The organism is Nocardioides sp. Leaf285, assembly GCF_001422955.1.
GTDB classification, from domain to species: domain Bacteria; phylum Actinomycetota; class Actinomycetes; order Propionibacteriales; family Nocardioidaceae; genus Nocardioides; species Nocardioides kribbensis.
Map to the genome: position 1 here is coordinate 346241 of NZ_LMNH01000003.1, position 26554 is coordinate 372794.

Below are 26554 nucleotides of genomic sequence, written 5' to 3' on the forward strand. Positions count from 1 at the left end.
CTCGGCGTCGGGGAGAATGGGCCCATGCCCGCCACGACCGAGCCGGACGTCGCCGTCCCCAGCGCCCCCACCGGGGGCGCGCGCCCCCGGGTCCTCTCCGGGATCCAGCCGACCGCCGACTCCTTCCACTTCGGCAACTACCTCGGCGCGACCCGGCAGTGGGTCGACCTCCAGCGCGACCACCAGCCGTTCTTCTTCATCGCCGACCTGCACGCGATCACCGTCGAGCAGGACCCCAAGGTGCTGCGCGAGCGGTGCCTGCGCGCGGCGGCCCAGCTGCTGGCCATGGGCGTCGACCCGGCCCGCTCGGCGATCTTCGTGCAGAGCCAGGTGCCCGAGCACGCCCAGCTCGGCTGGGTGCTGCAGTGCCTCACCGGCTTCGGCGAGGCGCGGCGGATGACGCAGTTCAAGGACAAGTCGGCCAAGGCGGGGGAGGGGGCCGCGTCGGTCGGCCTGTTCACCTACCCCGTGCTGCAGGCCGCCGACATCCTGCTCTACCGCCCCCACTACGTGCCGGTGGGCGAGGACCAGCGCCAGCACCTCGAGCTGACCCGCGACCTCGCGCAGCGCTTCAACCACCGCTACAAGAAGACCTTCCGGCTGCCCGAGCCCTACATCCTCAAGGCCACGGCCAAGATCGCCGACCTGCAGGACCCCACCGCGAAGATGTCGAAGTCGGCGTCCTCGCCGGCCGGCATCGTGGAGATGCTCGACGACCCCAGGGTGAGCGCGAAGAAGATCCGCTCGGCCGTGACCGACTCCGGCTCCGAGGTCCGCTTCGACCCCGAGGAGAAGGCCGGCGTCAGCAACCTGCTCACGATCTACTCCGCCCTCACCGGTGAGGCGGTCTCCGCCCTGGAGGAGCAGTACGCCGGGCGCGGCTACGGCGACCTCAAGAAGGACCTGGCCGAGGTGGTGGTCGACTTCGTGACGCCCTTCCGCGAGCGCACCCTGGAGCTGCTCGACGACCAGGCCCACCTCAGCGCCGTGCTCGAGCAGGGCCGCCAGCAGGCGGCGGAGGTCGCCGAGGCGACCCTGCGCGACGTCTACCAGCGGGTCGGGTTCGTCGCCCCGTCCCGCTAGGGTCGCACCGTGATCACGATCGGCGTGGCGGTGGCGATCCCGGAGCCCTGGGCCAGCGAGCTCCAGGACTACCGGGCCTCCGTCGGTGACGCCACCGCGGCCATGATCCCGACCCACATCACGCTCGTGCCGCCGACCGACATCGTCGACGGTGAGCTCGAGCAGGTCTCCGACCACCTGCGCTCGGTGGCCGACGGTCTCGACGGCTTCCGGGTGCACCTGCGGGGCACGGGCACCTTCCGCCCCGTCTCCCCGGTCGTGTTCGTGATGCTCGCCGAGGGGATCTCGCAGTGCGAGCAGCTGGCCGAGGCCGTGCGCCGGGGGCCGCTCGACGTCGACCTGAGCTTCCCCTACCACCCCCACGTCACGATCGCCCACCACCTCGACGACGAGCGGCTCGACCGCGCCTTCGCCGAGCTCGCCGACTTCGAGTGCACCTTCGACGTGACCGACTTCCACCTCTACGTCCACGACGAGGCCCACGGCTGGCGCCCGCGCCACGAGTTCGTGCTCGGCGCCGGCGCGCAGGCCCGCTGATGGCCTCCGTCGTGCAGCGGGCCCAGGACGCCTTGCGAGGGCTGCGCCGGCGGCGCCCGGGCGTCGACCACGTCCTGCTCATGCAGGAGCACTACGGCGCGGTCAAGGCCGGCCAGCAGGCCGGCGCCGTCACGTACTTCGGGTTCCTCTCGGTCTTCCCGATCCTGGCCCTGGCCCTCTTCGTCGTCGGCTACGTCTCCCAGGTCTACCCCGGGGCCAACCAGGACCTGCGCGAGGCGATCGACCAGCTGCTGCCCGGGCTGATCGGCCAGGACGAGGGCCAGGTCTCGCTGGCCGACATCCGCACCTTCTCCGGCTGGGCCGCCGTCATCGGCCTGGCGGGCGTCCTCTACTCGGGCCTCGGGTGGCTCTCCGCCCTGCGCGACGCCCTCCTGGTCGTCTTCGAGACCCCCACCCGCGAGCTGCCCAACTTCGTGGTCGGCAAGCTGCGCGACCTCGTGACCCTGGTGGTGCTGGGGTCGGTGCTCCTGCTCTCGGTGGCCGTGGCCGGCCTGGTGAGCGCGTTCTCGACCGTCATCCTCGACGCCCTCGGCCTGGGCGAGGAACTGTCGTGGCTGGTGCGGCTGCTCACGGTGGTCTTCGGCCTGGCCGCCAACACGGTGCTGTTCTACGCGATGTTCCGGCTGCTGGCCGAGCCCCACGTGCCCGCCCGCTCGCTGTGGCAGGGGGCGCTGCTCGGCGCCGTGGTCTTCGAGGCCCTCAAGCAGCTCTCCGGGGTGCTGCTCGCCGCCACCCGCGAGCAGCCGGCGGCCCAGGCCTTCGGGATCGCGCTGATCCTGCTGGTGTGGATCAACTACTTCTCCCGCCTCGTGCTCTACGCCGCGGCCTTCGCCTTCACCACGCGCGCCGCGCGCGCCGCCCGGGTCGCCGAGCCGGCCGACCCGGTGCAGGGCCCGCCGCTGGCGTCCGGGGGAGCGCTCGACGGCACCGCCCGCGCCGCCGGTGAGGCGGCGGGCTCGCGGGTCCGGCCCTTCGTGGCCGGGGCCGCCACCGGCGCGGCGGCGCTCGCCGTCGTGCTCAGGACGACCAAGGGGGAGGACCGATGAGGTTCGAGCGCAAGCACGCCTGGCTGCTGGTGGGGGTGGCGGTGTGGAACGTCGTGACCTACGCGATGTTCACCCGCAACCTGTGGTCGGCGCACGCCTCGGGGGAGGACCGCCCGACCGGCTACTGGGTGGCCCACACCGTGCTGATCGTGGTCAACCTGGTCATCGCCGTCGTGCTGGGCCGCCTCGGCCTGAAGGCGCTGCGGGCCCGCGCCCAGGACTGACCGGCAGGACGGCACCCGCCCACGACGAAGGGCCCCGACCGCTCGCGGTCGGGGCCCTTCGTGTGGTGGTGCGGGGGACTCGGTGGTGCTCTCAGTGGCCGTTGCGGATCGCCGTGCGCAGGTCGCGGTTGAGCTGGGAGATCACGTCGAGCGGGATCTCCTTGGGGCACGCCGCGGTGCACTCGCCGATGTTGGTGCAGCCGCCGAAGCCCTCGTGGTCGTGCTGGGCGACCATGTTGACCACGCGCTCGTCGCGCTCGGGCTGGCCCTGGGGGAGTCGGCCGAGGTGGGTGATCTTGGCGCCCATGAAGAGCGAGGCCGACCCGTTGGGGCAGGCGGCGACGCAGGCGCCGCAGCCGATGCAGGTGGCGACGTTGAAGGCCTTGAGCGCGTCGGCCTGCGGCACCGGGGTGGCGTGGGCGTCGGGCGCGGCGCCGGTGTTGACCGACACGTAGCCGCCGGCCTGGATGATCCGGTCGAAGGCCGAGCGGTCGACGATCAGGTCCTTGATCACCGGGAAGGCGCTGGCACGCCAGGGCTCGATGGTGATCTCCTGGCCGTCCTTGAAGGACCGCATGTGCAGCTGGCAGGTCGTGGTGACCTCGGGGCCGTGGGCCTGACCGTCGATCATCAGGTCGCACGAGCCGCAGATGCCCTCACGGCAGTCGTGGTCGAAGGCGACCGGGTCCTCGCCCTGCTCGTTGAGCTGCTCGTTGAGCACGTCGAGCATCTCCAGGAAGCTCATGTCCTCGGAGATGTCCTGCACGTGGTACTGGTGCATGGCGCCGGCGGCGGTGGGGTTGGCCTGCCGCCAGATGTTGAGGGTCAGGTTCACTTGTAGCTCCGCTGCTTCATCTCGATGGCCGTGTAGAGAAGGTCTTCCTTGTGCAGCACCGGCTGGCCGGCGTCGCCGCCGAACTCCCAGGCCGCGACGTAGGCGAACTCGTCGTCGTGGCGCAGCGCCTCGCCCTCGTCGGTCTGCGACTCGGCGCGGAAGTGGCCGCCGCAGGACTCGCGGCGGTTGAGGGCGTCGATGCACATGAGCTCGCCGAGCTCGATGAAGTCGGCGACGCGGCCGGCCTTCTCGAGGCTCTGGTTGAGGCTGTCGGCGGTGCCGAGCACCTTGAGGTTGCTCCAGAAGTCGGCCTTGAGCTCGCGGATCATGTCGATCGCCTTGCGCAGCCCGGGCTCGGAGCGCTCCATGCCGCAGTACTCCCACATGATGTGGCCCAGCTCCTTGTGGTAGCTGTCGGCCGAGCGGGTGCCCTGGATGGAGAGCAGCTTCGCGATCCGGTCCTCGACGGACTTCTTGGCCTCGGCCACCGCCGGGTGCGACTCGTCGATCGGCGCGAAGGGCGCGTGGGCGAGGTAGTCGCGGATGGTGTTGGGCAGCACGAAGTAGCCGTCGGCCAGGCCCTGCATCAGCGCCGAGGCGCCGAGGCGGTTGGCGCCGTGGTCGGAGAAGTTGGCCTCGCCGGTGACGAAGAGCCCCTCGAGGTTGGACTGGAGGTCGTAGTCGACCCACAGACCGCCCATGACGTAGTGCACGGCGGGGTAGATCCGCATCGGGACCTCGTAGGGGTTCTCACCCGTGATCCGCTCGTACATGTCGAAGAGGTTGTCGTACTTGGCCTCGATGCCGTCCTTGCCCAGACGCGCGATGGCGTCGGAGAAGTCGAGGTAGACGCCGCGGCGGAAGTCGCCGACCATCGGGCCGACGCCGCGGCCCTCGTCGCAGACGTTCTTGGCCTGGCGCGAGGCGATGTCGCGGGGCACGAGGTTGCCGAAGGAGGGGTAGATCCGCTCGAGGTAGTAGTCGCGGTCCTCCTCGGGGATGTCGCGCGGGTCCTTGTCGCAGTCCTCGGCCTTCTTGGGCACCCAGATGCGGCCGTCGTTGCGCAGCGACTCCGACATCAGGGTCAGCTTCGACTGGTGCTCGCCCGAGACCGGGATGCAGGTCGGGTGGATCTGGGTGTAGCAGGGGTTGGCCATGTAGGCGCCCTTGCGGTGGGCCCGCCACGTCGCGGTGACGTTGCAGCCCATGGCGTTGGTGGAGAGGAAGAAGACGTTGCCGTAGCCGCCGGAGGCGAGCACGACCGCGTCGGCGAGGTGGGTCTCGATCTCGCCGGTGGCCATGTCGCGGGCGATGATGCCGCGGGCCTTGCCGTCGACCATGACCAGCTCGAGCATCTCGTGGCGGGTGAAGGTGGTGACGGTGCCGGCGGCGACCTGGCGCTCCAGGGCCTGGTAGGCGCCGATGAGCAGCTGCTGGCCGGTCTGGCCTCGGGCGTAGAAGGTGCGCGAGACCTGCACGCCGCCGAAGGAGCGGTTGTCGAGCAGGCCGCCGTACTCACGGGCGAAGGGCACGCCCTGGGCGACGCACTGGTCGATGATGTTGGTGCTGACCTCGGCCAGGCGGTAGACGTTCGACTCGCGCGAGCGGTAGTCGCCGCCCTTGACGGTGTCGTAGAAGAGGCGGTGGACGGAGTCGCCGTCCTCCTTGTAGTTCTTCGCGGCGTTGATGCCGCCCTGCGCGGCGATGGAGTGCGCCCGGCGCGGGGAGTCCTGGTAGCAGAAGGACTTCACGTTGTAGCCGGCCTCGCCGAGCGTGGCCGCGGCCGCGCCGCCGGCGAGCCCGGTGCCGACGATGATGATGTTGAGCTTGCGCCGGTTGGCGGGGTTGACCAGCGCGTTGGAGAACTTGCGGTTGGTCCAGCGCATCGCGATGGGGCCGGTCGGGGCCTTCTCGTCGACGAGCGGCGCACCGGGCGTGTAGTAGCCGTGGGCGTCGTCGGACTGCTGCTGCGACGGCTGGTTGAGGTACGTGTCGGTGGTTGCCATGGAGGGGCTCCCTTTACTCGATGACGCCGAAGAGGGTGAACAGGGGGACCAGCGAGAATCCGCCGGCGACGACCACGGCGACGACCCAGCCGGCCAGGCGTGCCCGGGAGCGGGCGGCGACGGTCTGGGTGAAGCCGAGGGTCTGCATCGCGCTGAAGGTGCCGTGGTGCAGGTGCATCGCCAGCGCGGCCATCGCGACCAGGTAGATGAGCGTCATCCACCACAGGTCGAAGGTGTCGACCATCAGCTGGTAGGGGTTGTTGGTCTCCCCGCCGGCCGGGTTGATCTTGACGATCGAGAAGTTCAGCAGGTGCCACACGAGGAACGCCAGGATCGTCAGGCCGCCCCAGCGCATGGTCCGCGAGGACAGCGAGGAGTTGCGGCGCTTGGCGACCTGGTACTTCACCGGCCGGGCGTCGCTGGCGCGCTTCCACAGCGCGAACGCCGAGGCCACGTGGACCACGAGCGCAGCGATGAGGCCGAGACGCAGGATCCACAGCAGGCCGCTCTCGGGGAGCAGGGGCTCCCCGATGGTGCGCAGGTGCTCGGCGTACTCGTTGAACGACTCCTCGCCACCGAAGGCCTTGAGGTTGCCGTACATGTGCGCGAGGACGAATCCGATGAACACCAGCCCGCTGGCGGCCATCAGGATCTTCAGCGTGATCGTCGAGCGCGAAGCGCGCGCTCCTCTGACGAGAGTCGGGGTTGCCACATCACAAACGCTACCCCCCATCTGGGGGGTGAGTTCCATCGTGGCGTGTGACATATCCCCCGTCGACGAGACCCGCCGGCCCTCAGGACCGGCTCAGGCGCCGCTCAGGGCGGGTTCAGAGCCCGTGCGCGGGGCGGGCGCCCGCATGACCCCGGGCCAGGCGGTCCAGGTGGCCGAGGAGCTCGTCGGCGGCGTCGGTCCACGAGCGGTCCAGCGCGAGCTCGCGGCCCCGGTGGCCGAGCAGGGCGCGCCGCGGGTCGGCGGCCACCGCCGCCACCGCGCGGGCCAGGGCCCCGGGACGGTCGGGGTCGTAGAGCAGGCCGGTCTCCAGCGGCAGCACGAGGTCGCGGGCGCCCCCGCTGCGCGGCGCCACCAGGGGCAGCGCGCTCGCGGCGCCCTCGCGCAGCGCGTGGCAGCAGGTCTCCTCCTCGCCGGGGTGCACCAGGACGTCGAGGGAGGCCAGCGCCACGGTGAGGTCGCCGGTCGACAGTGCGCCGGTGACCTTGGCCGCGGGCAGTCGCTCGCGCAGCCAGTCCTCCTGCGGCCCGGTGCCGATGACGACGGGGCGGATGCCCGGCACGTCGGCCAGCTCGGCCAGCCGCCGCACCCCGTGGCGCTTGTGCAGGCTGCCGACGTAGCCGACCACCACCAGGGGGCCGCGGGCCGAGCGCGCCCGCGCCCAGTGGTCGTGCAGCCACGGGTCGCGCAGGGCCGGGGTGTAGGCGCGGGCGTCGACCCCCGGCAGCCACGTGCCGGCGGTGACGCCGAGGGAGGAGAAGCGGTCGGCCAGCCAGGGGGCGGTGACGACGAGGTGGTCGGTGCGCTCGACGACCGTGCTGCGCCAGCGCTCCCAGGTCAGGTCGCGCGGCGGGGCCTGCTGCACGACCAGGGAGGGCACGCCGGTGCGGTGGGTGTGCTTGAGCGCCTTGCGGCCGATCGTGCCCGGCCCCGTGACCTGCACGACGTCGGGCGCGAACGCGTCGAGGGCGGCCCGGACCTGGCCGCCCGGCCTGGTCAGCGCGCTGGTGCGCACGACCCGGGCGCCGCGGTAGGTGGTGAGCCCCGGCCCGCTCGCGACCACCACCACCTGGTGGCCACGGTCGACCAGACGGTCGACCACCGCCCTGACCGTCGTGGTGGTGCCGTCGACGGCGGGCAGGAAGGACTCGGAGACCACGGCGATCCGCATGCGCCCACGGTGGGCCCGCCGGACGACGGCACCGCGACGGGCGCGCGGCCTGACGGTGAACACCGCCCCGGGGACGGGTCGGGGTCGAAAAGGTCACACTCGGTGGCCGCCGTCACGTCGCGTCCCTAGGGTGCCGCCATGACTGAAGTCGAAGGCGGTCTCGAGGAGCCCGCGGAGCTCGAGCCCGAGCAGGGCGCGCTCGACCTGGCCGACGCCGGCGACCGGTGGGACCGCGCCGACTGGGAGAGGGCCGCGGCCGGCGTGCTGCGCAAGGCTCGTCGCCTCGGCGAGGACGACCCCGACGCGCTCGTGTGGGAGCGGCTGACCCGCACCACCCTCGACGACATCGCGGTCACCCCGCTCGGCACCTCCGACCTGCTCGAGGGGCTCCGGACCGAGGGCCGCCCGCAGCGCGCCGGGGACTGGGACGTGCGCGCCCACCTCGACCTGCCCGCCGGCGCCGACGCCAGGGTGGCCAACGAGACCCTCCTGGTCGACCTCGAGGGAGGCGTGACCTCGCTGTGGCTGTGCGCGGCGCCCGACGCCGATCTCGCCACCGCCCTCGACGGCGTGCTGCTCGACCTCGCGCCCGTCGTGCTGGAGGCCCGCGGCGACGCGGCGGCGCAGCAGGCGCTGGCCGAGGGCTTCCTCGCCCACGCCGGCGAGCGTGAGCTCGCCGCGGGCACCAACCTCGGCGCCGACCCCCTCGGCGCGGCCCTGCGCCACGGCATCGGCCCGGGCGCCGGCCCAGCCGGCGAGGTGGACCTCGCCCCCCTGGTCGCCGTGGCCCGTGCCGCCCACGAGCGCGGGCTGCTCGGCGTGGTCGTCGACGCCACCGCCGTCCACGACCGCGGCGCCTCCGACGCCCAGGAGCTCGGCTGGTCGATGGCCGTGGCCGCGGCCTACCTGCGGGCGCTCACCGGGGCGGGCCTCACCGTCGCCGAGGCCGCCGGCCTGGTCGAGGTGCGCTACGCCGCCACCGACGACCAGTTCGCCACCATCGCCAAGCTGCGCGCGGCCCGCCGGCTCTGGGCGCGGGTGCTGGAGCTCAGCGGCGTCACCGACGAGGAGCGGGTGCGGCTGGCCCAGCGCCAGCACGTCGTGACCAGCCGGCCGATGATGAGCCGCTACGACCCCTACGTGAACATGCTGCGCACCACGGTGGCGGCGTTCGCCGCGGGCGTCGGCGGGGCCGAGGCCGTCACCGTGCTGCCCTTCGACAGCCCGTTGGGCCGCCCCGAGGCGCTGGGCCGTCGCATCGCCCGCAACACCTCCGCGCTGCTCGTCGACGAGGCCCACGTCGCCCACGTCGCCGACCCCGCCGGCGGCTCCTACGCCGTGGAGAAGCTCACCGACGACCTCGCCGTCGCCGGCTGGGCCGAGCTCGGCCGCACCGAGGAGGTCGGCGGCGCGGCGGCCGCCCTGGCCGACGGCTCGCTGCTGGCCCGCGTGGCACGGACCGTCGAGCGCCGCGACGACGAGGTCGCCCGCCGCCGGCGACCCCTCACCGGGCTCACCGAGTTCCCCCAGGTCGACGAGGTCCTGCCCGAGCGCGAGCCGGTCACCCCCGACTCCGCGTCGGGCTGGGTCGGCGTGCGCCCCTACGGCGCGGCCTTCGAGGCGCTGCGCGACGACCCGCCGACGGCCCGGGCCTTCCTGGCGACCCTCGGGTCGGTGGCCTCGCACACCGCGCGGGCCACCTTCGCCACCAACCTGCTCGCCGCGGGCGGCATCGGCGTCGACGTCGCCGGGGCCACCGCCGACGTCGATGCGCTGCTCTCGGCGTACGACGGGCAGCGGGTGGCGGTGCTCGCCGGCAGCGACGCGACCTACGCCGCCTGGGGCACCGCCGCGGCCCGCGCCCTGCGCGAGGCCGGCGCGCGCCACGTCGTGGTGGCCGGCAAGCCCCTCGACGGCACCGACGACGCCTGCGCGCTCGGCGTCGACGCCCTGTCCTTCCTGACCCGCACGAGGGAGCAGCTCGCATGACCGTCCCGACCAGCTTCGCCGGCCTGCCGCTCAGCGGCCGTGGCACCACGAGCGCGCCGCAGCCCGAGGCGCGGCCCTGGACCTCGCCCGAAGGCATCGAGATCCGGTCGCAGTACACCGAGGCCGACCTCGAGGGCCTCGACGCCCTCGACACCTACCCCGGACTGAGCCCGTTCCTGCGCGGGCCCTACCCGACGATGTACACCACCCAGCCCTGGACCGTGCGCCAGTACGCCGGCTTCTCGACCGCCGAGGAGTCCAACGCGTTCTACCGGCGCAACCTCGCGGCCGGCCAGAAGGGGCTCTCGGTCGCCTTCGACCTGGCCACCCATCGCGGCTACGACTCCGACCACCCGCGCGTGCGCGGTGACGTGGGCATGGCGGGCGTGGCCATCGACTCCATCTACGACACCCGCACCCTCTTCGACGGGATCCCGCTCGACGAGATGTCGGTGTCGATGACCATGAACGGCGCCGTCCTGCCCGTGCTGGCGCTCTACATCGCCGCCGCCGAGGAGCAGGGGGTGGCGCCGGAGCAGCTCGCGGGGACCATCCAGAACGACATCCTCAAGGAGTTCATGGTCCGCAACACCTACATCTACCCGCCGGCGCCGTCGATGCGGATCATCTCCGACATCTTCAGCTACACCTCGGCCCGCATGCCGCGCTTCAACTCGATCTCGATCTCCGGCTACCACATCCAGGAGGCCGGGGCGACCGCCGACCTCGAGCTGGCCTACACCCTCGCCGACGGCGTCGAGTACATCCGCGCCGGGCTCGGCACCGGCATGACCATCGACCAGTTCGCGCCGCGGCTGTCGTTCTTCTGGGCCATCGGGATGAACTTCTCGATGGAGGTGGCCAAGCTGCGCGCGGCCCGCGCGCTGTGGGCCCGGCTGGTGCGGCAGTTCGACCCGCAGAACCCCAAGTCGCTGAGCCTGCGCACCCACAGCCAGACCAGCGGCTGGTCGCTGACCGCCCAGGACGTCTACAACAACGTCCAGCGCACCTGCATCGAGGCGATGGCCGCCACCCAGGGCCACACCCAGTCGCTGCACACCAACGCCCTCGACGAGGCGATCGCGCTGCCCACCGACTTCTCGGCCCGCATCGCGCGCAACACCCAGCTGCTGTTGCAGCAGGAGAGCGGCACGACGGGCACGATCGACCCCTGGGCGGGCTCCTACTACATCGAGCGGCTCACCCACGACCTAGCCGAGAAGGCGTGGGCCCACATCCAGGAGGCCGAGCGCGCCGGGGGCATGGCGAAGGCCATCGAGCAGGGCATCCCCAAGATGCGCATCGAGGAGGCGGCCGCCCGCACGCAGGCGCGCATCGACTCCGGGGCGCAGAAGGTCATCGGCGTCAACACCTACCGCCTGGCCGCGGAGGACAGGCTCGACGTGCTGCGCGTCGACAACGACGACGTCTACCGCCAGCAGATCGCCAAGCTCGAGCGGCTGCGCGCCGAGCGCGACGACGAGGAGGTCGAGCGCACCCTCGCGGCGCTGACCCGCTCGGCCGAGCAGTGCCCGACCACCGACGGCTCCCTCGACGGCAACCTGCTCGCGCTGGCCGTCGACGCCGCGCGCGCCAAGGCCACCGTCGGGGAGATCTCCGACGCGCTGGAGAAGGTCTACGGGCGCCACCAGGCGGTCATCCGTACGATCTCCGGCGTGTTCAGGGACGAGTCGGGCAGTGGCGACGGGCCGGGCGCCGGCAAGGTGCAGCAGGTGCTCGACGCGACCGCCGACTTCGAGGAGGCCGAGGGCCGCCGCCCGCGCATCCTGGTGGCCAAGATGGGCCAGGACGGTCACGATCGCGGCCAGAAGGTGATCGTCTCGGCCTTCGCCGACATGGGCTTCGACGTCGACGTGGGGCCGCTGTTCTCCACCCCCGAGGAGGTCGCCCAGCAGGCCGTGGACGCCGACGTGCACATCGTCGGCGTCAGCTCGCTGGCCGCCGGCCACCTCACCCTGCTCCCGGCGCTGCGCGAGGCGCTGGCCGAGCAGGGGCGGCCCGACATCATGGTGGTGATCGGGGGCGTGATCCCGCCCGACGACGTGCCCACGCTGCAGGAGATGGGTGCGGCCGCGGTGTTCCTGCCCGGCACCGTCATCGCCGAGTCGGCCCTCGACCTGCTGGCCCGGCTGCGCGAGCAGCTGGGTCACTGAGGCCGGGCCCCGTGCCCGTCGACGTCGAGGCCCTCGTCGAGGGCGTCCGGGCCCAGCGGCGCGCCGCGGTGTCGCAGGCGATCACGCTGGTCGAGAGCTCGCGCCCGCAGCACCGCCGCCAGGCGCGCGAGCTGCTGACCGCGCTGGCCGAGGGCTCCGGCGACCCGGCGGGCGGCGCCGGGGCGGGCGTGGTGCGGGTGGGCGTCTCCGGGGTGCCCGGCGTCGGCAAGTCGACCTTCATCGAGGCCCTCGGCACCCGGCTGACCGCCGCCGGCCACCGCGTCGGCGTGCTCGCCGTCGACCCGTCCTCGGTGCGCACGGGCGGCTCGGTGCTCGGCGACAAGACCCGGATGGGCCGCCTGGCCACCGACCCGGCCGCCTTCATCCGGCCCTCGCCCTCGGCGGGCACCCTCGGCGGCGTCGCCCGGGCCACGGTGCAGGCCATGGCGGTGCTCGAGGCCTCCGGCCACGACGTGGTGCTGGTCGAGACCGTCGGCGTGGGGCAGTCGGAGGTCACCGTGGCCGGCATGGTCGACACGTTCCTCTTCCTCACCCTCGCCCGCACCGGCGACCAGCTCCAGGGCATCAAGAAGGGGATCCTCGAGATCGCCGACGTCATCGCGGTCAACAAGGCCGACGGCGACCGCGAGCAGGAGGCCCGCGCCGCCGCCCGCGACCTCGCCGGCGCGCTGCGCATGGTGCGCGGCCGGGGCGAGTGGGCCCCACCGGTGGTGACCTGCTCGGCGCTGGAGGGCACCGGCGTCGACGACCTGTGGGAGCGGGTGCTCGACCACCGCGCGCACCTCGGCGAGGCGGGGCTGGCGACCAAGCGCGCCGAGCAGCAGCTCGACTTCACCTGGGCGATGGTGCGCGACGAGCTCGACCAGCGGCTGCGGCTCTCGCCCGGCGTGCGCGCCCTCCGCGCCGAGGTCCGCGCCCAGGTGCTCGCGGGCGAGCTGCCCGCCACCGTGGCCGCCGACCGGCTGCTCGCGGCGTACGACGGCGACCGCGACGGCCGGGACGACGACCGGCACGGGACGGGCGGACACCCGCCGGGCACCGACGCCCGGTGAACTAGCCTGCACCCGATGTCCTCCGACGGCCCCACTGCTCCCACGACCGCGTCAGCGGTGATCGCCGCCTCCGTCGCCGCCCACCGTGACGCGCTCGTCGCCCTGCGCCGCGACCTGCACGCCCACCCCGAGCTGTCGTGGGCCGAGACGCGCACGACCGAGGTCGTCGCGGCGCGGGTCGCGGCCGCCGGCTGGGAGGTCGAGCTGCTGCCGCAGACCGGCCTGGTCGCCGAGCTCGGGCCCGACGACGGGGAGCCCGCGGTGGGCCTGCGCGCCGACCTCGACGCGCTGCCCGTGCAGGAGGACACCGGCCACGACTGGGCCAGCACGACACCGGGCGTGGCCCACGCCTGCGGCCACGACGTGCACACGACCTCGCTGGTCGGCGCCGCGCTCGCGCTGGCCGAGGTGCACCGTGCGGGACTGCTGCCCGGACGGGTGAGGCTGTTCTTCCAGCCGGCCGAGGAGGTCATGCCCGGGGGAGCGCTGCACCTGATGAAGCTGGGCCGCCTCGACGGCCTCTCGCGCGCCTTCGCCCTGCACTGCGACCCCGCCGTCGACGTGGGGCAGGTCGGGCTGCGCCTCGGGGCGCTGACCAGCGCCACCGACAAGGTGGAGATCCGGCTGCGCGGCACCGGCGGGCACACCTCGCGCCCCCACCTGACCGGCGACCTGACCTTCGCCCTGGCCAAGATCGTCACCGAGCTGCCCGCGATCCTCTCGCGCCGCCTCGACCCGCGCGCCGGGGTCAGCGTGGTGTGGGGCATCGTCAACGCCGGCTCGGCCGCCAACGTCATCCCGGGGCGCGGTCTGGTGGCCGGCACCATCCGCATCCGCGACGCCGTGGCCTGGGCCGACTGCGAGAAGCTGGTGCGCGAGGTCGTCCACGACGTCGTGCGGCCCTACGGCGTCACCGCCGACCTCGACTACCAGCGGGGCGTGCCCCCGGTGGTCAACGAGGCCTCGGCCCACCACGTGCTCACCGGGGCGGTGCACGACGTCCTCGGCCCCGAGGCGGAGGTGCTGGCGCCGCAGAGCCTGGGCGGCGAGGACTTCGGGTGGTACCTCGACCGTGTCCCGGGCGCCATGCTGCGCCTCGGCACGCGCACCCCGGGCGGGCCCACCTACGACCTGCACCAGGGCAACCTCCAGGTCGACGAGCGGGCGATCGGGGTCGGCGCGACGATGCTCGCGGAGGCCGCGGTGCGCAGCTTGGTCACCGACAGGTAACAACCTCACGAAATTCGGCTCGCGGGGCGCACAAGGCGTCCGGGCCCACCTAGGGTGACGCGATGTGCCCCGCGCTGCGGGGTGCCAGTCACGAACCCAGGAGGATCGCCGTGAAGAAGACGGCCCGAATCGCTGCGGTGGCCACCATGGTCGCCCTGTCCCTGTCCGCGTGCGGCGAGCGCGAGACCGACGCCGGCGAGGACCCCGCGTCGACGCCGTCCGAGAGCACCTCGGAGTCGGCCTCGGCCGACCCGAGCCAGCAGTTCCCCGACTTCAAGGCCTGCATGGTCTCCGACTCGGGCGGCTTCGACGACAAGTCGTTCAACCAGACCTCCCGCCAGGGCCTGCGCGACGCGGTCGAGGCCTACGGGATGCAGGAGGCCGACATCGAGTCGAACGACCCCTCCGAGTTCAACGACAACATCAACGAGCTGGTCAGCCAGGGCTGCAACTCGATCACCACGGTCGGCTTCCTCCTCGGCGACTCCACCCTGGCCGCCGCGAAGAAGAACAAGGACGTCGACTTCTCCATCGTCGATTTCGCCTACACCGACGACAAGGGCGACAACACCGCCCCGGCCAACGTCAAGGGCCTCACCTTCAACACCGCCGAGCCCTCCTTCCTGGCCGGCTACACCGCCGCGGCCTCCTCGGAGTCCGGCGTCGTCGGCACCTTCGGCGGCCTGAACATCCCCACGGTCACCATCTTCATGACCGGCTTCGTGCAGGGCGTCGAGCGCTACAACGAGGACACCGGCTCCGACGTGCAGGTCATCGGCTGGGACCCCGAGTCCGCCGAGGGCTCCTTCACCAACGACTTCGAGGACAAGAACCTCGGCCAGTCGACGGCCACCGAGATGATCAACCAGGGCGCCGACGTCATCTTCCCGGTCGCCGGCCCCGCGGGCCTCGGTGGCCTGCAGGCCGCCCAGGACAACGACGTCAAGGCGATCTGGGTCGACACCGACGGCTGCGTCTCGGCCGAGGAGTACTGCGACGTGCTGCTGACCTCGGTCATGAAGGGCATGGACGTCGCCGTGCAGGACGCCGTGCTCGCCTCCGCCGAGGACGAGTTCTCCAACGAGGTCTACGTCGGCACGCTGGAGAACGAGGGCGTCAAGCTCGCCCCGTTCAGCGACGACGTCGACGAGGAGCTCCAGGCCAACATCGAGGACCTCAAGCAGCAGATCATCGACGGCGAGATCACCGTCGGCTGACACGCCGCCCCCGGCCGATCCGGCCGACCGGCACCACCAGCAGCACAGCACTAGAACCAGCACAGCAGCACCTCCGACAGGTCGGGGCGGGGACCCCGCCCCGACCTGTCGGGTCTAGGGTCGTCCCCCGGCCATCTCGGGGGAGCGGCCGACGTACGTCGTGAGGGAGTAGATGGAACTCGAGATCAGGGGCCTGACCAGGCGGTTCGGCTCCTTCACCGCCAACGACGGCATCGACCTCACGATCAGGCCCGGTGAGATCCACTGCCTGCTCGGCGAGAACGGCGCCGGCAAGTCCACGCTGATGAACATGCTCTACGGCCTGCTCGACCCCTCCGAGGGCGAGATCCTGGTCGACGGGGAGCCGGTGGCCTTCGCCTCGCCGGCCGACGCCATCGCCGCCGGCATCGGCATGGTGCACCAGCACTTCATGCTCGTGCCGCCCTTCACCGTCGCCGAGAACGTCATGCTCGGGCGCGAGCGCACCCGCGGCCTCGGCGTGCTCGACCGCAAGGCCGCCTCACGGCTGGTGCGCGAGCTCTCCGAGCGCTACCGGCTCGCCGTCGACCCCGAGGCCCTCGTGGAGGACCTCCCCGTCGGCGTGCAGCAGCGCGTCGAGATCATCAAGGCGCTGGCCAACGAGGCCAAGGTGCTCATCCTCGACGAGCCGACCGCGGTGCTGACCCCGCAGGAGATCGACGAGCTCATGGGCATCATGCGCGAGCTGCGCGCCCAGGGCACCTCGATCATCTTCATCACCCACAAGCTGCGCGAGGTCCGCGCCGTCGGCGACCGGATCAGCGTGATCCGCCGCGGCAAGGTCGTCGGCACCGCCGAGCCCACCGCCAGCGAGGCCGAGCTGGCCGAGATGATGGTCGGCCGCTCCGTGCAGCTGGTCGTCGACAAGGCCGCCGCCGCGGTCGGCGAGCCGGTGCTGGAGGCCCGCAACGTCACCGTCATCGACCCCCGCGGCCACCAGGTCGTCAAGGACGTCTCCTTCGTCGCCCGCGCCGGTGAGGTGCTCGGCATCGCCGGCGTGCAGGGCAACGGGCAGACCGAGCTGATCAAGTCGCTGCTCGGGCTCGTGCGCCCCGACGCCGGCGAGATCTGGCTCGACGGGCGCGACATCAGCCGCCACGGCCCGCGCCAGAGCCTGGAGGACGGCATCGGCTACGTGCCCGAGGACCGCTCCCACGACGGCTACGTCGGCTCCTTCAGCGTGCGCGAGAACCTCGTGCTCGACCTCTTCCGCAGCGAGCAGTTCGCCAGCGGCCCCGCGCTGCGCCTGGGCGCCATCGAGGCCAACGCCCGCCAGCGCATCGAGGAGTTCGACATCCGCACCGAGACCATGGAGACCCCCGTCAGCGCGCTCTCGGGCGGCAACCAGCAGAAGGTCGTCGTGGCCCGGGAGTTCTCCCGCCCGCTCAAGGTGCTCATCGCCTCCCAGCCCACCCGCGGCGTCGACGTCGGCTCCATCGAGTTCATCCACAAGCGCATCGTCGAGGAGCGCGACAAGGGCACGGCGGTGATCATCGTGTCGACCGAGCTCGACGAGGTCTTCGCGCTCTCCGACCGGATCGCGGTCATGTACGACGGCCGCATCGTCGGCACCGTCACCCCCGACATCCCCCGAGAGGAGATCGGCCTGATGATGGCCGGCGCCACGGACACCGACCAGACCGGGGCCACCGGCGCCACCGGTGCCGGCACCCACGGCACCGGGGGAGGAGCGGCATGAGCGACCCGCAGAAGGGCCCCGCCGCCCCGCCCGTCGTCGACCCCGACCGGGTCGACCCCCACGAGGCCGCCGCGGCGCCGCGCCGGCGCTTGGACGCCTCCGCCTTCGTGCCGACCGTCGTCGACAGCGTGCTGGCCGTCGTGCTCGCGCTCGTGGTCGGCGCGGTGCTCATCGTGTTCTCCACCGAGCGCGTGCTGGGCTCGCTGCCGTACTTCTTCAGCTATCCCTGGGACTTCTTCCGCTTCGCCGGCGAGGCGGTCGGCGACGGCTACGCCGCGCTGGTCAACGGCTCGCTCGGCGGCGCCGACGCCCTCACCCGCACCCTCAACCGCGCCGCCCCGCTCATCTGCGCCGGCCTGGGCGTGAGCCTGGCCTTCCGCGCCGGGCTGTTCAACATCGGCGCCCAGGGCCAGATGCTGGTCGCGGGCCTCGCCGCGGGCTACGTCGGCTTCACCTGGGACCTGCCCACCGGGCTGCACGCGCTCGTGGCGCTGCTCGCGGCGCTGGTGGCCGGCGCGCTGTGGGGCGGGGTGATCGGGCTGCTCAAGGCCCGCACCGGCGCGCACGAGGTGATCACCACGATCATGCTCAACAACGTCGCCCGCTTCGTGGTGCTCTACTTCCTCGGTCTCGAGGCCTTCCAGCGCCCCAACAGCGACAACAAGCTCTCCCCGCCGGTCGACGACAGCGCGACCTTCCCCGCGATCGGCAACCTGCACCTCGGGATCGTGCTGGCCGTGCTGGCCGCCCTCGTCGTGTGGTGGCTGCTGGAGCGCAGCACGCTGGGCTTCGAGATGCGCGCCGTCGGCGCCAACCCCGACGCCGCCCGCACCGCCGGCATGAGCGTTCCCCGCGTCTACGTCACCGCGATGACGCTGGCCGGCGTGCTGGCCGGGCTGGCGGTCACGATGACGGTGCTGGGCCAGCAGAACTCGGTGACCGACCAGGTCGCCGGCACCGTGGGCTTCGACGCCATCACCGTCGCCCTGCTGGGCCGGGCCACCCCCGTCGGCACGGTCCTGGCCGGTCTGCTCTTCGGGGCGCTCTCGGCCGGAGGCCTGTCGATGCAGGGCGCCGCCGGCATCGCCCCGGAGCTCTCGCAGGTGCTCCAGGCGCTCATCGTGCTGTTCGTCGCAGCACCGGCCCTGGTGCGCGGCATCTTCCGGATCAAGGGACGCGGGCAGGGCTCCAGCGTCGAGGCGAAGGGATGGGGAGGATGAGCGTCGTCGACGCCCCCGCACGCAGCGAGGCCCCCGAGGAGCAGGTGCGCGACCGGGCCGACGTGCGCCGTCAGGTGCGGCTGGTGGTGGTCTTCGCCCTGGCCGCCGCGATGGTGCTGCTCTTCCGGCTCACCACCGACAGCTTCTCGGTCACCTACCTGCTCGAGGCCCAGCGCTCGGCCGACAGCCAGCCGCGCTCCCTCGACGGCTCCCTGGTGAACTGGGTGGCCCTGGTGCTCGCCCTGGCCGGCGTCGTGCTCGCCGCCCTCAACCGCGTGCCCCGCGGCGGACCCGGGCTCCTGCTCTACGTCCTGGTCGGGCTGTCGTTCTACGTCGCCTTCATGGCGTGGGCCTTCGCCGACCAGGGCGAGGGGTTCCAGGCCTCGATCTCCAACCCGATCCCCGGCACGATCAGCATCGCCACCCCGCTGGTGCTCGGCGCACTGGCCGGCGTGGTGTGCGAGCGGGCCGGCGTCATCAACATCGCCATCGAGGGCCAGTTCCTCGCCGGCGCCTTCTCGGCCTCGCTCTTCGCCAGCATCGCGCTGTCGTCGCTGGCCTTCATCCCGCTGTGGCTGTGCGCGCCCTTCGGCCTGCTCGGCGGCGCGCTCGCCGGCATGCTCGTCTCGGCGATCCTGGGTCTCTTCGCGCTGCGCTACCAGGTCAACCAGGTCGTGCTCGGCGTCGTCATCGTCGCCTTCGCCACCGGCCTGACCGGCTTCCTGCTGGGCCAGATCCCCAGCGAGAGCACCGGTCGCCTCAACAACCCCGACCCGCTCGAGCCGCTGGCCGTGCCCGTGCTCAGCGACATCCCGGTGATCGGCCAGGCGCTCTTCGAGCAGACGATCCTGGTCTACCTCACCTACGCCGCGGTCGTGGTCGTCGCGCTGCTGCTCTTCCAGACCCGCTGGGGCCTGCGGGTGCGCGCGGTCGGCGAGCACCCCAAGGCCGCCGACACCGTGGGCATCAAGGTCAACCGGCTGCGCTGGCAGGCGGTGCTCTTCGGCGGCCTGCTGGCCGGGCTCGGCGGCGCCTACTACACCGTCGGCAGCTCCGGGGCCTTCGACAAGGAGATGTCGGCCGGCACGGGCTTCATCGCCCTCGCCGCGGTCATCATGGGTCGCTGGCACCCGGTCTGGGCCGCGCTGGCCGCGGTGTTCTTCGGGTTCATGCGCAACCTCGGCACCCAGCTGAGCCTGGTCGACCGGATCCCCGGCGACCTGATCGGCGCCCTGCCCTACCTCGCCACCGTCATCGTCGTGGCCGGCTTCGTCGGACGGGTGCGACCACCCGCCGCCGACGGCGAGCCGTTCGTGAAGGCCTGACGTGGCCGCCCCCGACGTCCCGGACTCCCCGGACTCCCCGGACGGGTTCGACTGGGCGGCCCTGCGGGCCGTCGCGGTCGAGGCGGCGACGCACGCCTACGCCCCCTACTCCCGCTTCGCGGTGGGCGCGGCGGCGCGGGTCGACGACGGGCGCACCGTGGCCGGCTGCAACGTCGAGAACGCGGCGTACGGCGTGACGCTGTGCGCGGAGTGCGGCCTCGTGGGCCAGCTGCACCTGACCGGCGGGGGCCGGCTGACGCACTTCGTGTGCGTCAACGGCGACGGCGCGGTCATCATGCCGTGCGGCCGCTGCCGCCAGCTGCTGTTCGAGAACGGCGGTCGTGAGCTGCAGCTGTGGACCGTCTCCGGGCTGCGCACGATGGCCGAGGTCCTGCCGGATGCCTTCGGACCCGACGACCTGTCCTAGGGTGCCGGTCCCAGCCCAACGGTGACGGCGACGGAGCCGTCGACAAGGAGCCCCACGTGAGCAAGCACGACGCGGTCGAGGTCATCACGACCAAGCGCGACGGCCAGCGCCTCAGCGACAGCCAGGTCGACTGGGTCGTCGACGCCTACACCCGCGGCGAGGTCGCCGACGAGCAGATGTCGGCGCTGGCGATGGCGATCCTGCTCAACGGCATGGACCGCGCCGAGATCGCCCGCTGGACCGCCGCGATGATCGCGTCGGGGGAGCGCATGGACTTCTCCTCGCTCTCGCGGCCCACCGCCGACAAGCACTCCACCGGTGGCGTGGGCGACAAGATCACCCTCCCGCTCGCCCCGCTCGTCGCCGCCTGCGGCGTGGCGGTGCCGCAGCTCTCGGGTCGCGGCCTGGGTCACACCGGCGGCACCCTCGACAAGCTCGAGTCGATCCCCGGCTGGCGCGCGGCGCTGTCGAACGAGGAGATGATGGCCCAGCTGGAGTCGGTCGGCGCGGTCATCTGCGCCGCCGGCGACGGGCTCGCCCCGGCCGACAAGAAGCTCTACGCCCTGCGCGACGTCACCGGCACGGTCGAGGCGATCCCGCTCATCGCCTCCTCGATCATGAGCAAGAAGATCGCCGAGGGCACCGGCGCCCTGGTGCTCGACGTCAAGGTCGGCACCGGGGCGTTCATGAAGTCCGTCGACCGGGCCCGCGAGCTGGCGGAGACGATGGTCGCCCTCGGCACCGACGCCGGCGTGCGCACGGTCGCCCTGCTCACCGACATGTCGACCCCGCTCGGCCTGACCGCCGGAAACGCCCTCGAGGTGGAGGAGTCGGTGGAGGTCCTCGCCGGTGGCGGACCCGCCGACGTCGTCGAGCTCACCGTCGCGCTGGCCCGCGAGATGCTCACCGCGGCCGGCGTCACCGACGTCGACCCCGCCGACCGGCTCGCCGACGGGTCGGCCATGGACGCCTGGCGGGCCATGGTCGCCGCCCAGGGCGGCGACCCCGACGCCACGCTGCCGGTGGCCCGCGAGCAGCACGTCGTCACCGCCCCGGCCGACGGTGTCCTCAGCCGCCTCGACGCGATGGCCGTGGGCATGGCCGCGTGGCGCCTGGGTGCGGGCCGTGCCCGCAAGGAGGACCCGGTGCAGGCCGGCGCCGGGGTCGTGTGGCACGCCCGCCCGGGCGACGCCGTGCGCGCGGGCGAGCCGCTCCTCACGCTGCACACCGACGAGCCGGCCCGCTTCGAGCGCGCCCTGGCCTCGCTGGAGGGCGGCTACGACGTCGTGCCCGCCGGCACCGAGGTCGCCGTCGGCCCGATCGTCATCGACCGCGTGGGATGACCCCCGACCCCGCCGGCACCCCCGCTGGGACCGCTGCCGGCACCCCGGCCACGGGCCTGGGCCCGCGCGCCGCGGGCGCGCTGGTCTTCGGCTCCTCGGCGGCCGTGCTCGTGGTCGAGCTGGTGGCGCTGCGGCTGCTGGCGCCCTACCTCGGGCTCACCCTCGAGACCAACACCGTGGTCATCGGGATCGCGCTCGCCGCGATCGCCCTCGGCTCCTGGGCGGGCGGTCGCGCCGCCGACGTCGTGGACCCCCGGCGCACCCTCGGCGCGCTGCTGGCCGTCTCGGGGGTGGTCGTGGCGCTGACCCCCCTGCTGGTGCGCAGCGCCGCCGAACTCGACTCGGGCGGACTGCTGCTGCCGACCGCGACGCTGACCATCCTCGTGCCCGGCGCCCTGCTGGCGGCGGTGACGCCGATGGTGACCAAGCTGCGGCTGACGACCCTGGCCGAGACCGGCACGGTCGTGGGCCGGCTCTCCGGGCTCGGCACCGCCGGGTCCATCGCCGGCACGGTCGTGACCGGGTTCGTGCTGGTCTCGACGGTGCCGGTCAGCACGATCCTGGTGGGTCTCGGCGTGCTGCTCGTGCTCGCGGGGGTCGCGGCCGACTGGCGCGTGCGCGGCTGGCGCGCCGGCGCGGCCGCCCTCGTGCTGGTCGGCGCCGCGGGACTCGGCGCCGCGGTGGCCCCCGGCGGCTGCGACGTGGAGACGACCTACCACTGCGCGGTCGTCGAGGACGACCCCGAGCGTCCCGACGGACGGGTGCTGGTGCTCGACGGGGTGCGCAACTCCTACGTCGACCTCTCCGACCCGACCTACCTCGACTTCGAGTACGTGCAGGCCGCGGCCACGGTCGTCGACACCGCCTTCCCCGCCGGCGAGGCGCTCGAGGCCTTCCACCTCGGCGGCGGCGGGCTGACGCTGCCGCGCTACCTCGCCGAGGTCAGGCCCGGCACCTCGAGCGTGGTCTCCGAGATCGACGCGGGGGTGATCGAGGTCGACCGCGACCGGCTCGGGCTCGAGACCGGCCCCGACCTCGAGGTGCGTGTCGAGGACGGGCGCCTGGGCCTCGACCGGCTCGCCGACGACAGCCGCGACCTCGTGGTGGGCGATGCCTTCGGAGGGGTCTCCGTGCCGTGGCACCTCACGACGGTCGAGGCCGTCGACGACGTGCACCGCGTGCTGCGGTCCGACGGCGTCTACGTCATGAACCTGATCGACCACGGCCCGCTGGCCTTCGTGCGGGCCGAGACGGCGACGCTGCGGGAGGTCTTCGACCACGTCGCCGTGCTCGCCCGGCCGGCGGCCTTCGCCGGCACCGCGGGCGGCAACGTCGTGGTCGTCGGCTCCGACCGGCTCCTCGACCTCGCGGCGCTGGCGGCCGGCCTGGAGGGCCGCGACCTGACGTGGGAGGTGCGCGCCGACGCCGACCTCGACGCCTTCACCGGCGACGCCGAGGTGCTCACCGACGCCTTCGCCCCGGTCGACCAGCTGCTCACGCCGTACGGCAGCGCCTGAGCGCCGCCGCGCGGGCTCAGCCCTCGAGCAGGAGGACGACGGTCTCGGCCACGCAGGCCGGCTTGGGCTCGTCCTCGATCTCGACGACGTGGCGCAGCGTGATCTGCTTGCCGGCCGGGAGGTCGGTGACCTCGCCCATGGTGACCGTCAGGCGCACCCGCTTGCCCACGCGGAGCGGGTTCGGGAAGCGGACCTTGTTGACGCCGTAGTTGAGCTTGGCCCCGGGGGTCTCGAGGGCGAAGACCGAGGACCCGAGCCACGGGATCAGCGAGAGCGTGAGGTAGCCGTGGGCGATGGTGCCACCGAACGGGCCCTCGGCCGAGCGCTCGACGTCGACGTGGATCCACTGGTGGTCGCCGGTGGCGTCGGCGAAGGTGTCGACGCGCGCCTGGTCGATCTCGACCCAGTCGCTGGTGCCGAGCTCCTCGCCGGCGGCGGCGGAGAGCTCGTCGAAGGTGCTGAAGGTGCGCATGGGGGGCCTCTCGTGGCGGGTGGCGGTCGTGGCGCCGGCCGCGACCGGACACCGTCTGGGGACCCTAGCGCGCCACCCGGCGCTCCGGTCGCGGGTGGCGGTGCGGGAGGATCGGGGGGTGACCGCACCGACCGCACCGACCGCCCGCCCCACGCCCACCCACGACCAGGTGCGGCGCGCGCCCAAGGTGCTGCTGCACGACCACCTCGACGGTGGTCTGCGCCCCCAGACCATCCTCGAGCTGGCCGCCGAGGTCGGCCACGCGCTGCCCGCCGACTCCGCGGAGGCGCTCGGGGCGTGGTTCGCCGAGTCGGCCGACTCCGGGTCGCTGGTGCGCTACCTCGAGACCTTCGACCACACGGTCGCGGTCATGCAGCACGGCCCCGCGATCACCCGGGTCGCGCGGGAGTGCGTCGAGGACCTGGCCGCCGACGGCGTGGTCTACGCCGAGGTCCGCTACGCCCCCGAGCAGCACGTCGACGCCGGGCTCACCCTCGACGAGGTCGTCGCGGCGGTGGCCGAGGGCTTCGCGCAGGGTGTCGCCGCCACCGGCGGGCGCATCGTCGTGCGCCAGCTGCTCACCGCGATGCGCCACCAGGCCCGGTCGATGGAGATCGCCGAGCTCGCCATCGCCTGGCGCGACCGCGGTGTCGCCGGCTTCGACATCGCCGGGGCCGAGGCGGGCTTCCCTCCCACCCGCCACCTCGACGCCTTCGAGTACCTCCAGCGCGAGAACGCCCACTTCACCATCCACGCCGGCGAGGCCTTCGGGCTGCCGTCGATCTGGGAGGCGATCCAGTGGTGCGGCGCCGACCGGCTCGGCCACGGCGTGCGCATCGTCGACGACATCGCCGTCGCCGACGACGGCTCGGTCACCCTGGGCCGGCTGGCCTCCTACGTGCGCGATCAGCGGATCCCGCTGGAGATGTGCCCGGCCTCCAACGTGCAGACCGGCGCGGCGGCCTCGATCGCCGAGCACCCGATCAAGCTGCTCACCGACCTGCGCTTCCGGGTCACCGTCAACACCGACAACCGGCTGATGAGCCGCACGTCGATGACCGCGGAGATGGCCTCGCTGGTCGACGCCTTCGGCTACGGGCTCGACGACCTGCAGTGGTTCACCGTCAACGCGATGAAGTCGGCCTTCCTGCCCTTCGACGAGCGCCTCGCGATCATCGACGGCGTGGTCAAGCCCGGTTACGCCGCGCTGGCCGCCGAGGCCTGAGCCGACCGCGTCGGCAGCACCGCGAACCAGGGTCGCCGCCAGCGGCCGAGGGGGAGTGCGCCGTCGGCGTAGGCGTCGCGGGTCAGGGTGCGCACCGTGCCGGACCCGGGGTCGTAGACCCCCAGGCGGGCCGCGGGCCCGTCGCCGTCGCGTCCCACCGCGAGCAGCACGTGGCGCGGCAGCCACCGGTCGCCCACGTAGAGCGCGGCCGGGCCGTGGCCGACCGCGCGCAGCAGGTCCTCGAAGCGGCCGCGGGCCCGGCGCACCCCGTGGGGGCCGCGGGGCAGCGCGCGGGCGACGGCCCACGGGGGAGTGCCGACGGCGCGCGGCCACGGCGCCTGCAGGGCACCGGTCGCGTCCCGCGCCCCGGTCAGCCGTCGGTGGGCGGCCAGCACCTCCGCGCCGAAGCGGGGCAGGGCGCGCTCGGCGTACGCCGCGTCGTCCAGCATGCGCGCCACGACCACCACCGCCGCGCCGCAGGAGCGCTGGTCGGGCTGGCGCAGCGCGGGCCCGAAGGGCAGCGGGGCGCCGCCGGTCACGGCGCCGGCGCCCCGGCCCGCAGGGCGTCGACCACGGCCACGGCCTCGTCGGGGGAGACCGGGCGGCAGCCCTTGGCCACGGCGTCGGCCACCACACCGCGCTGCGCGCGGGCCAGGGCGAGGCCCCGGCGCACCAGCACCAGCGGTGGCTTGCGGTGCTCGCGCAGGTCGCGGGTCAGGCGCAGCCAGAAGGTGAGCGCGGCCGAGCGACGGATGCACAGCGCCGCCCCGAGGATCCCCGCCTCGCGGGCCGGGCCCACGACGTCCTGGGCGAAGATGCCCTCGGCGAGGACGAGGTCGCCGCCGCCGAGGTCGAGCAGCCGGGTGCCGGTGCGACCGTCGTGGGCGATGTCGTAGACCGGCACCTCCGCGCGCCCGTCGCGGCACAGCGCGACCATCGCCTCGAGGGCGTCCTCGGGCAGCCAGGAGTCGGGGTGGTCCCAGTCGACGATGCCGGCGTTGGCGCCCTCGGTGATCCGCGGGAGCGTGGGGTCGCCCCCGGACTTGTAGAAGTCGTCGAGGCGCAGCACGGGCAGCCCGATCCGCTCCGCGAGTCGCGACTTGCCCGACCCGGAGGGGCCGGCGAGGACGATCACCCGGGCACGCACCGGCCCATTGTGCCGCCTGGCGCGGGGCGTCGGTGTTTCGGGGGCGGGCCCGGCGGGCAGGAGGGCCCCATGGTGGAGAAGAGGACCGCGCTCGGCGTCGCGGCGGGTTTCGTGGCGGGCGCGGTCGTGGTCGTGACGGCGACAGCCGTCGCCGGCGGGGGAGAGGCCCCCGTCGCCGACCCGCCCGACGTCTCCCCGCGCGTCTGCGGACAGGTGCTCGACACCTCCCTGCTGCGCAGCCTCGACTGGCAGGCGCCGGGTGTCGAGGCGACCGGCGACCTCGTGGCCGGCGGCTGTCGCCTGCGCGCCTACGACGTCGGCTCGATCGGGGTCCTCAGCGTGCCGGTCGTCGTCGAGGAGGAGCCCGAGGAGTCCGGCTCCACCGGGTCCTCCGCGGGGCCCGCCACGGACGTCTCCGGCTCGCCCTCGACCGACACCGGGTCGGCGGCCCCCGAGAGCGACGAGGAGGCCGCCCAGCGCACCTGGGACGAGGCGTGCGCGCTGATGCGCTCGCGCGGCGAGACGGTGGAGTCGCCGGTCGTCGGCCTCCCCGCCGACCTCGAGGCCTGCGGCACCCTGCTCGACGGCGACGACCCGACGGGCGTCTCGCGGGTGTGGTTCCGCGAGGGCAGCGCCGTCGTGCGGGTAACCCTCACCGCCGCGCGCCCGGTCGACCCGGTCGCCGCGCGGCAGGCCGTCGCCGACGTGGTCACCGCCACCCGCAGCGCCCTGGCCGCCGCGGACTGACCCCGCCAGGAGAGCCTCCTCCGCGAGCCCGCACGCGACGACGCCCCCGGCCGTGGG

At 73.4% G+C, this 26554-nt stretch carries 24 protein-coding genes; 17 read left to right on the plus strand and 7 right to left on the minus strand.

Translation table 11 applies throughout. From position 1 onward, the window contains the following. Positions 1 to 24: 24 nt before the first annotated feature. From trpS to ASF47_RS10015, 4 genes are read left to right on the plus strand one after another with little or no spacing between them, the layout of a single operon-like run. Positions 25 to 1083 carry a tryptophan--tRNA ligase gene (gene trpS, locus ASF47_RS10000; RefSeq protein ID WP_056863857.1) on the plus strand — a complete coding sequence of 353 codons (1059 nt, stop codon included), beginning with the start codon at positions 25 to 27 and terminating at the stop codon, positions 1081 to 1083. A 9-nt stretch (positions 1084 to 1092) separates the two neighbouring features. Next, positions 1093 to 1620, plus strand: a complete 528-nt coding sequence (locus ASF47_RS10005; RefSeq protein WP_056863858.1) for a 2'-5' RNA ligase family protein — start codon at positions 1093 to 1095, stop codon at positions 1618 to 1620. Continuing rightward, positions 1620 to 2687, plus strand: a complete 1068-nt coding sequence (locus tag ASF47_RS10010) for a YihY/virulence factor BrkB family protein (RefSeq protein ID WP_056863859.1) — start codon at positions 1620 to 1622, stop codon at positions 2685 to 2687. Before ASF47_RS10005 ends, ASF47_RS10010 begins: the two co-directional genes overlap by 1 nt. Next, positions 2684 to 2911 (plus strand): SCO4848 family membrane protein, encoded by a 228-nt coding sequence (locus ASF47_RS10015; protein WP_056863860.1) that lies wholly within the window; start codon positions 2684 to 2686, stop codon positions 2909 to 2911. Before ASF47_RS10010 ends, ASF47_RS10015 begins: the two co-directional genes overlap by 4 nt. A gap of 91 nt (positions 2912 to 3002) precedes the next feature. Here ASF47_RS10015 and ASF47_RS10020 read toward each other — a convergent pair whose 3' ends face one another. From ASF47_RS10020 to ASF47_RS10035, 4 genes are all read right to left on the minus strand, one after another. Then, positions 3003 to 3746: a succinate dehydrogenase/fumarate reductase iron-sulfur subunit gene (locus ASF47_RS10020; protein WP_056863861.1), complete on the minus strand. Its 744-nt coding sequence runs from the start codon at positions 3744 to 3746 to the stop codon at positions 3003 to 3005. Then, positions 3743 to 5752 (minus strand): fumarate reductase/succinate dehydrogenase flavoprotein subunit, encoded by a 2010-nt coding sequence (locus tag ASF47_RS10025; RefSeq protein WP_056863862.1) that lies wholly within the window; start codon positions 5750 to 5752, stop codon positions 3743 to 3745. Before ASF47_RS10025 ends, ASF47_RS10020 begins: the two co-directional genes overlap by 4 nt. Positions 5753 to 5765: 13 nt before the next feature. After that, positions 5766 to 6464 (minus strand): succinate dehydrogenase cytochrome b subunit, encoded by a 699-nt coding sequence (locus ASF47_RS10030; protein ID WP_056863863.1) that lies wholly within the window; start codon positions 6462 to 6464, stop codon positions 5766 to 5768. 115 nt (positions 6465 to 6579) lie between these two features. After that, positions 6580 to 7653: a glycosyltransferase gene (locus tag ASF47_RS10035; RefSeq protein ID WP_056863864.1), complete on the minus strand. Its 1074-nt coding sequence runs from the start codon at positions 7651 to 7653 to the stop codon at positions 6580 to 6582. Positions 7654 to 7791: 138 nt separating this feature from the next. Between ASF47_RS10035 and ASF47_RS10040 the strand changes: the two genes are divergently transcribed. From ASF47_RS10040 to ASF47_RS10090, 11 genes are all read left to right on the plus strand, one after another. Beyond that, complete coding sequence (locus ASF47_RS10040) at positions 7792 to 9642, plus strand: methylmalonyl-CoA mutase family protein (RefSeq protein WP_056863865.1); 1851 nt, start codon at positions 7792 to 7794, stop codon at positions 9640 to 9642. Then, positions 9639 to 11816, plus strand: coding sequence for a methylmalonyl-CoA mutase (gene scpA, locus ASF47_RS10045; RefSeq protein ID WP_056863866.1), 2178 nt, complete (start codon positions 9639 to 9641; stop codon positions 11814 to 11816). The genes ASF47_RS10040 and scpA overlap by 4 nt, the downstream gene beginning before the upstream one ends. A gap of 11 nt (positions 11817 to 11827) precedes the next feature. Further along, positions 11828 to 12889, plus strand: a complete 1062-nt coding sequence (meaB, locus tag ASF47_RS10050) for a methylmalonyl Co-A mutase-associated GTPase MeaB (protein ID WP_056863867.1) — start codon at positions 11828 to 11830, stop codon at positions 12887 to 12889. A gap of 15 nt (positions 12890 to 12904) precedes the next feature. Further along, a complete protein-coding gene (locus tag ASF47_RS10055) occupies positions 12905 to 14119 on the plus strand; it encodes an amidohydrolase (protein WP_056863868.1) in 1215 nt (404 codons plus the stop codon). Positions 14120 to 14229: 110 nt separating this feature from the next. After that, positions 14230 to 15336: a BMP family lipoprotein gene (locus ASF47_RS10060; protein WP_056863869.1), complete on the plus strand. Its 1107-nt coding sequence runs from the start codon at positions 14230 to 14232 to the stop codon at positions 15334 to 15336. Between the two features lie 172 nt (positions 15337 to 15508). Next, positions 15509 to 17074: an ABC transporter ATP-binding protein gene (locus tag ASF47_RS10065; RefSeq protein ID WP_056863870.1), complete on the plus strand. Its 1566-nt coding sequence runs from the start codon at positions 15509 to 15511 to the stop codon at positions 17072 to 17074. Further along, the gene (locus ASF47_RS10070; protein WP_082500191.1) at positions 17071 to 18294 is read left to right on the plus strand and encodes an ABC transporter permease; all 1224 of its coding nucleotides are present in this window, start codon (positions 17071 to 17073) and stop codon (positions 18292 to 18294) included. The genes ASF47_RS10065 and ASF47_RS10070 overlap by 4 nt, the downstream gene beginning before the upstream one ends. Continuing rightward, positions 18291 to 19619 carry an ABC transporter permease gene (locus tag ASF47_RS10075; RefSeq protein ID WP_156697848.1) on the plus strand — a complete coding sequence of 443 codons (1329 nt, stop codon included), beginning with the start codon at positions 18291 to 18293 and terminating at the stop codon, positions 19617 to 19619. Before ASF47_RS10070 ends, ASF47_RS10075 begins: the two co-directional genes overlap by 4 nt. 1 nt (position 19620) lies before the next feature. Then, positions 19621 to 20046: a cytidine deaminase gene (locus ASF47_RS10080; RefSeq protein ID WP_056863872.1), complete on the plus strand. Its 426-nt coding sequence runs from the start codon at positions 19621 to 19623 to the stop codon at positions 20044 to 20046. A gap of 56 nt (positions 20047 to 20102) precedes the next feature. After that, on the plus strand, positions 20103 to 21389 hold the full coding sequence (locus ASF47_RS10085; protein WP_056863873.1) for a thymidine phosphorylase: 1287 nt from the start codon (positions 20103 to 20105) through the stop codon (positions 21387 to 21389). Continuing rightward, positions 21386 to 22906 carry a fused MFS/spermidine synthase gene (locus ASF47_RS10090; protein WP_056863874.1) on the plus strand — a complete coding sequence of 507 codons (1521 nt, stop codon included), beginning with the start codon at positions 21386 to 21388 and terminating at the stop codon, positions 22904 to 22906. The genes ASF47_RS10085 and ASF47_RS10090 overlap by 4 nt, the downstream gene beginning before the upstream one ends. Positions 22907 to 22922: 16 nt before the next feature. On the opposite strand, the gene ASF47_RS10095 is transcribed toward ASF47_RS10090, so the two are convergent. Further along, positions 22923 to 23378 (minus strand): MaoC family dehydratase, encoded by a 456-nt coding sequence (locus tag ASF47_RS10095; protein ID WP_056863875.1) that lies wholly within the window; start codon positions 23376 to 23378, stop codon positions 22923 to 22925. A gap of 118 nt (positions 23379 to 23496) precedes the next feature. Between ASF47_RS10095 and ASF47_RS10100 the strand changes: the two genes are divergently transcribed. After that, positions 23497 to 24603, plus strand: a complete 1107-nt coding sequence (locus ASF47_RS10100) for an adenosine deaminase (protein ID WP_056863876.1) — start codon at positions 23497 to 23499, stop codon at positions 24601 to 24603. Here the strand turns inward: ASF47_RS10100 and ASF47_RS10105 are convergent. After that, the gene (locus tag ASF47_RS10105; RefSeq protein WP_056863877.1) at positions 24576 to 25142 is read right to left on the minus strand and encodes a hypothetical protein; all 567 of its coding nucleotides are present in this window, start codon (positions 25140 to 25142) and stop codon (positions 24576 to 24578) included. The two genes, ASF47_RS10100 and ASF47_RS10105, sit on opposite strands and share 28 nt — an antisense overlap. Continuing rightward, positions 25139 to 25750 (minus strand): hypothetical protein, encoded by a 612-nt coding sequence (locus ASF47_RS10110; protein ID WP_056863878.1) that lies wholly within the window; start codon positions 25748 to 25750, stop codon positions 25139 to 25141. The genes ASF47_RS10105 and ASF47_RS10110 overlap by 4 nt, the downstream gene beginning before the upstream one ends. A 69-nt stretch (positions 25751 to 25819) precedes the next feature. Here ASF47_RS10110 and ASF47_RS10115 point away from each other — a divergent pair, with 69 nt between their 5' ends. After that, positions 25820 to 26497, plus strand: coding sequence for a hypothetical protein (locus ASF47_RS10115; RefSeq protein WP_056863879.1), 678 nt, complete (start codon positions 25820 to 25822; stop codon positions 26495 to 26497). Positions 26498 to 26554 lie beyond the last annotated feature (57 nt).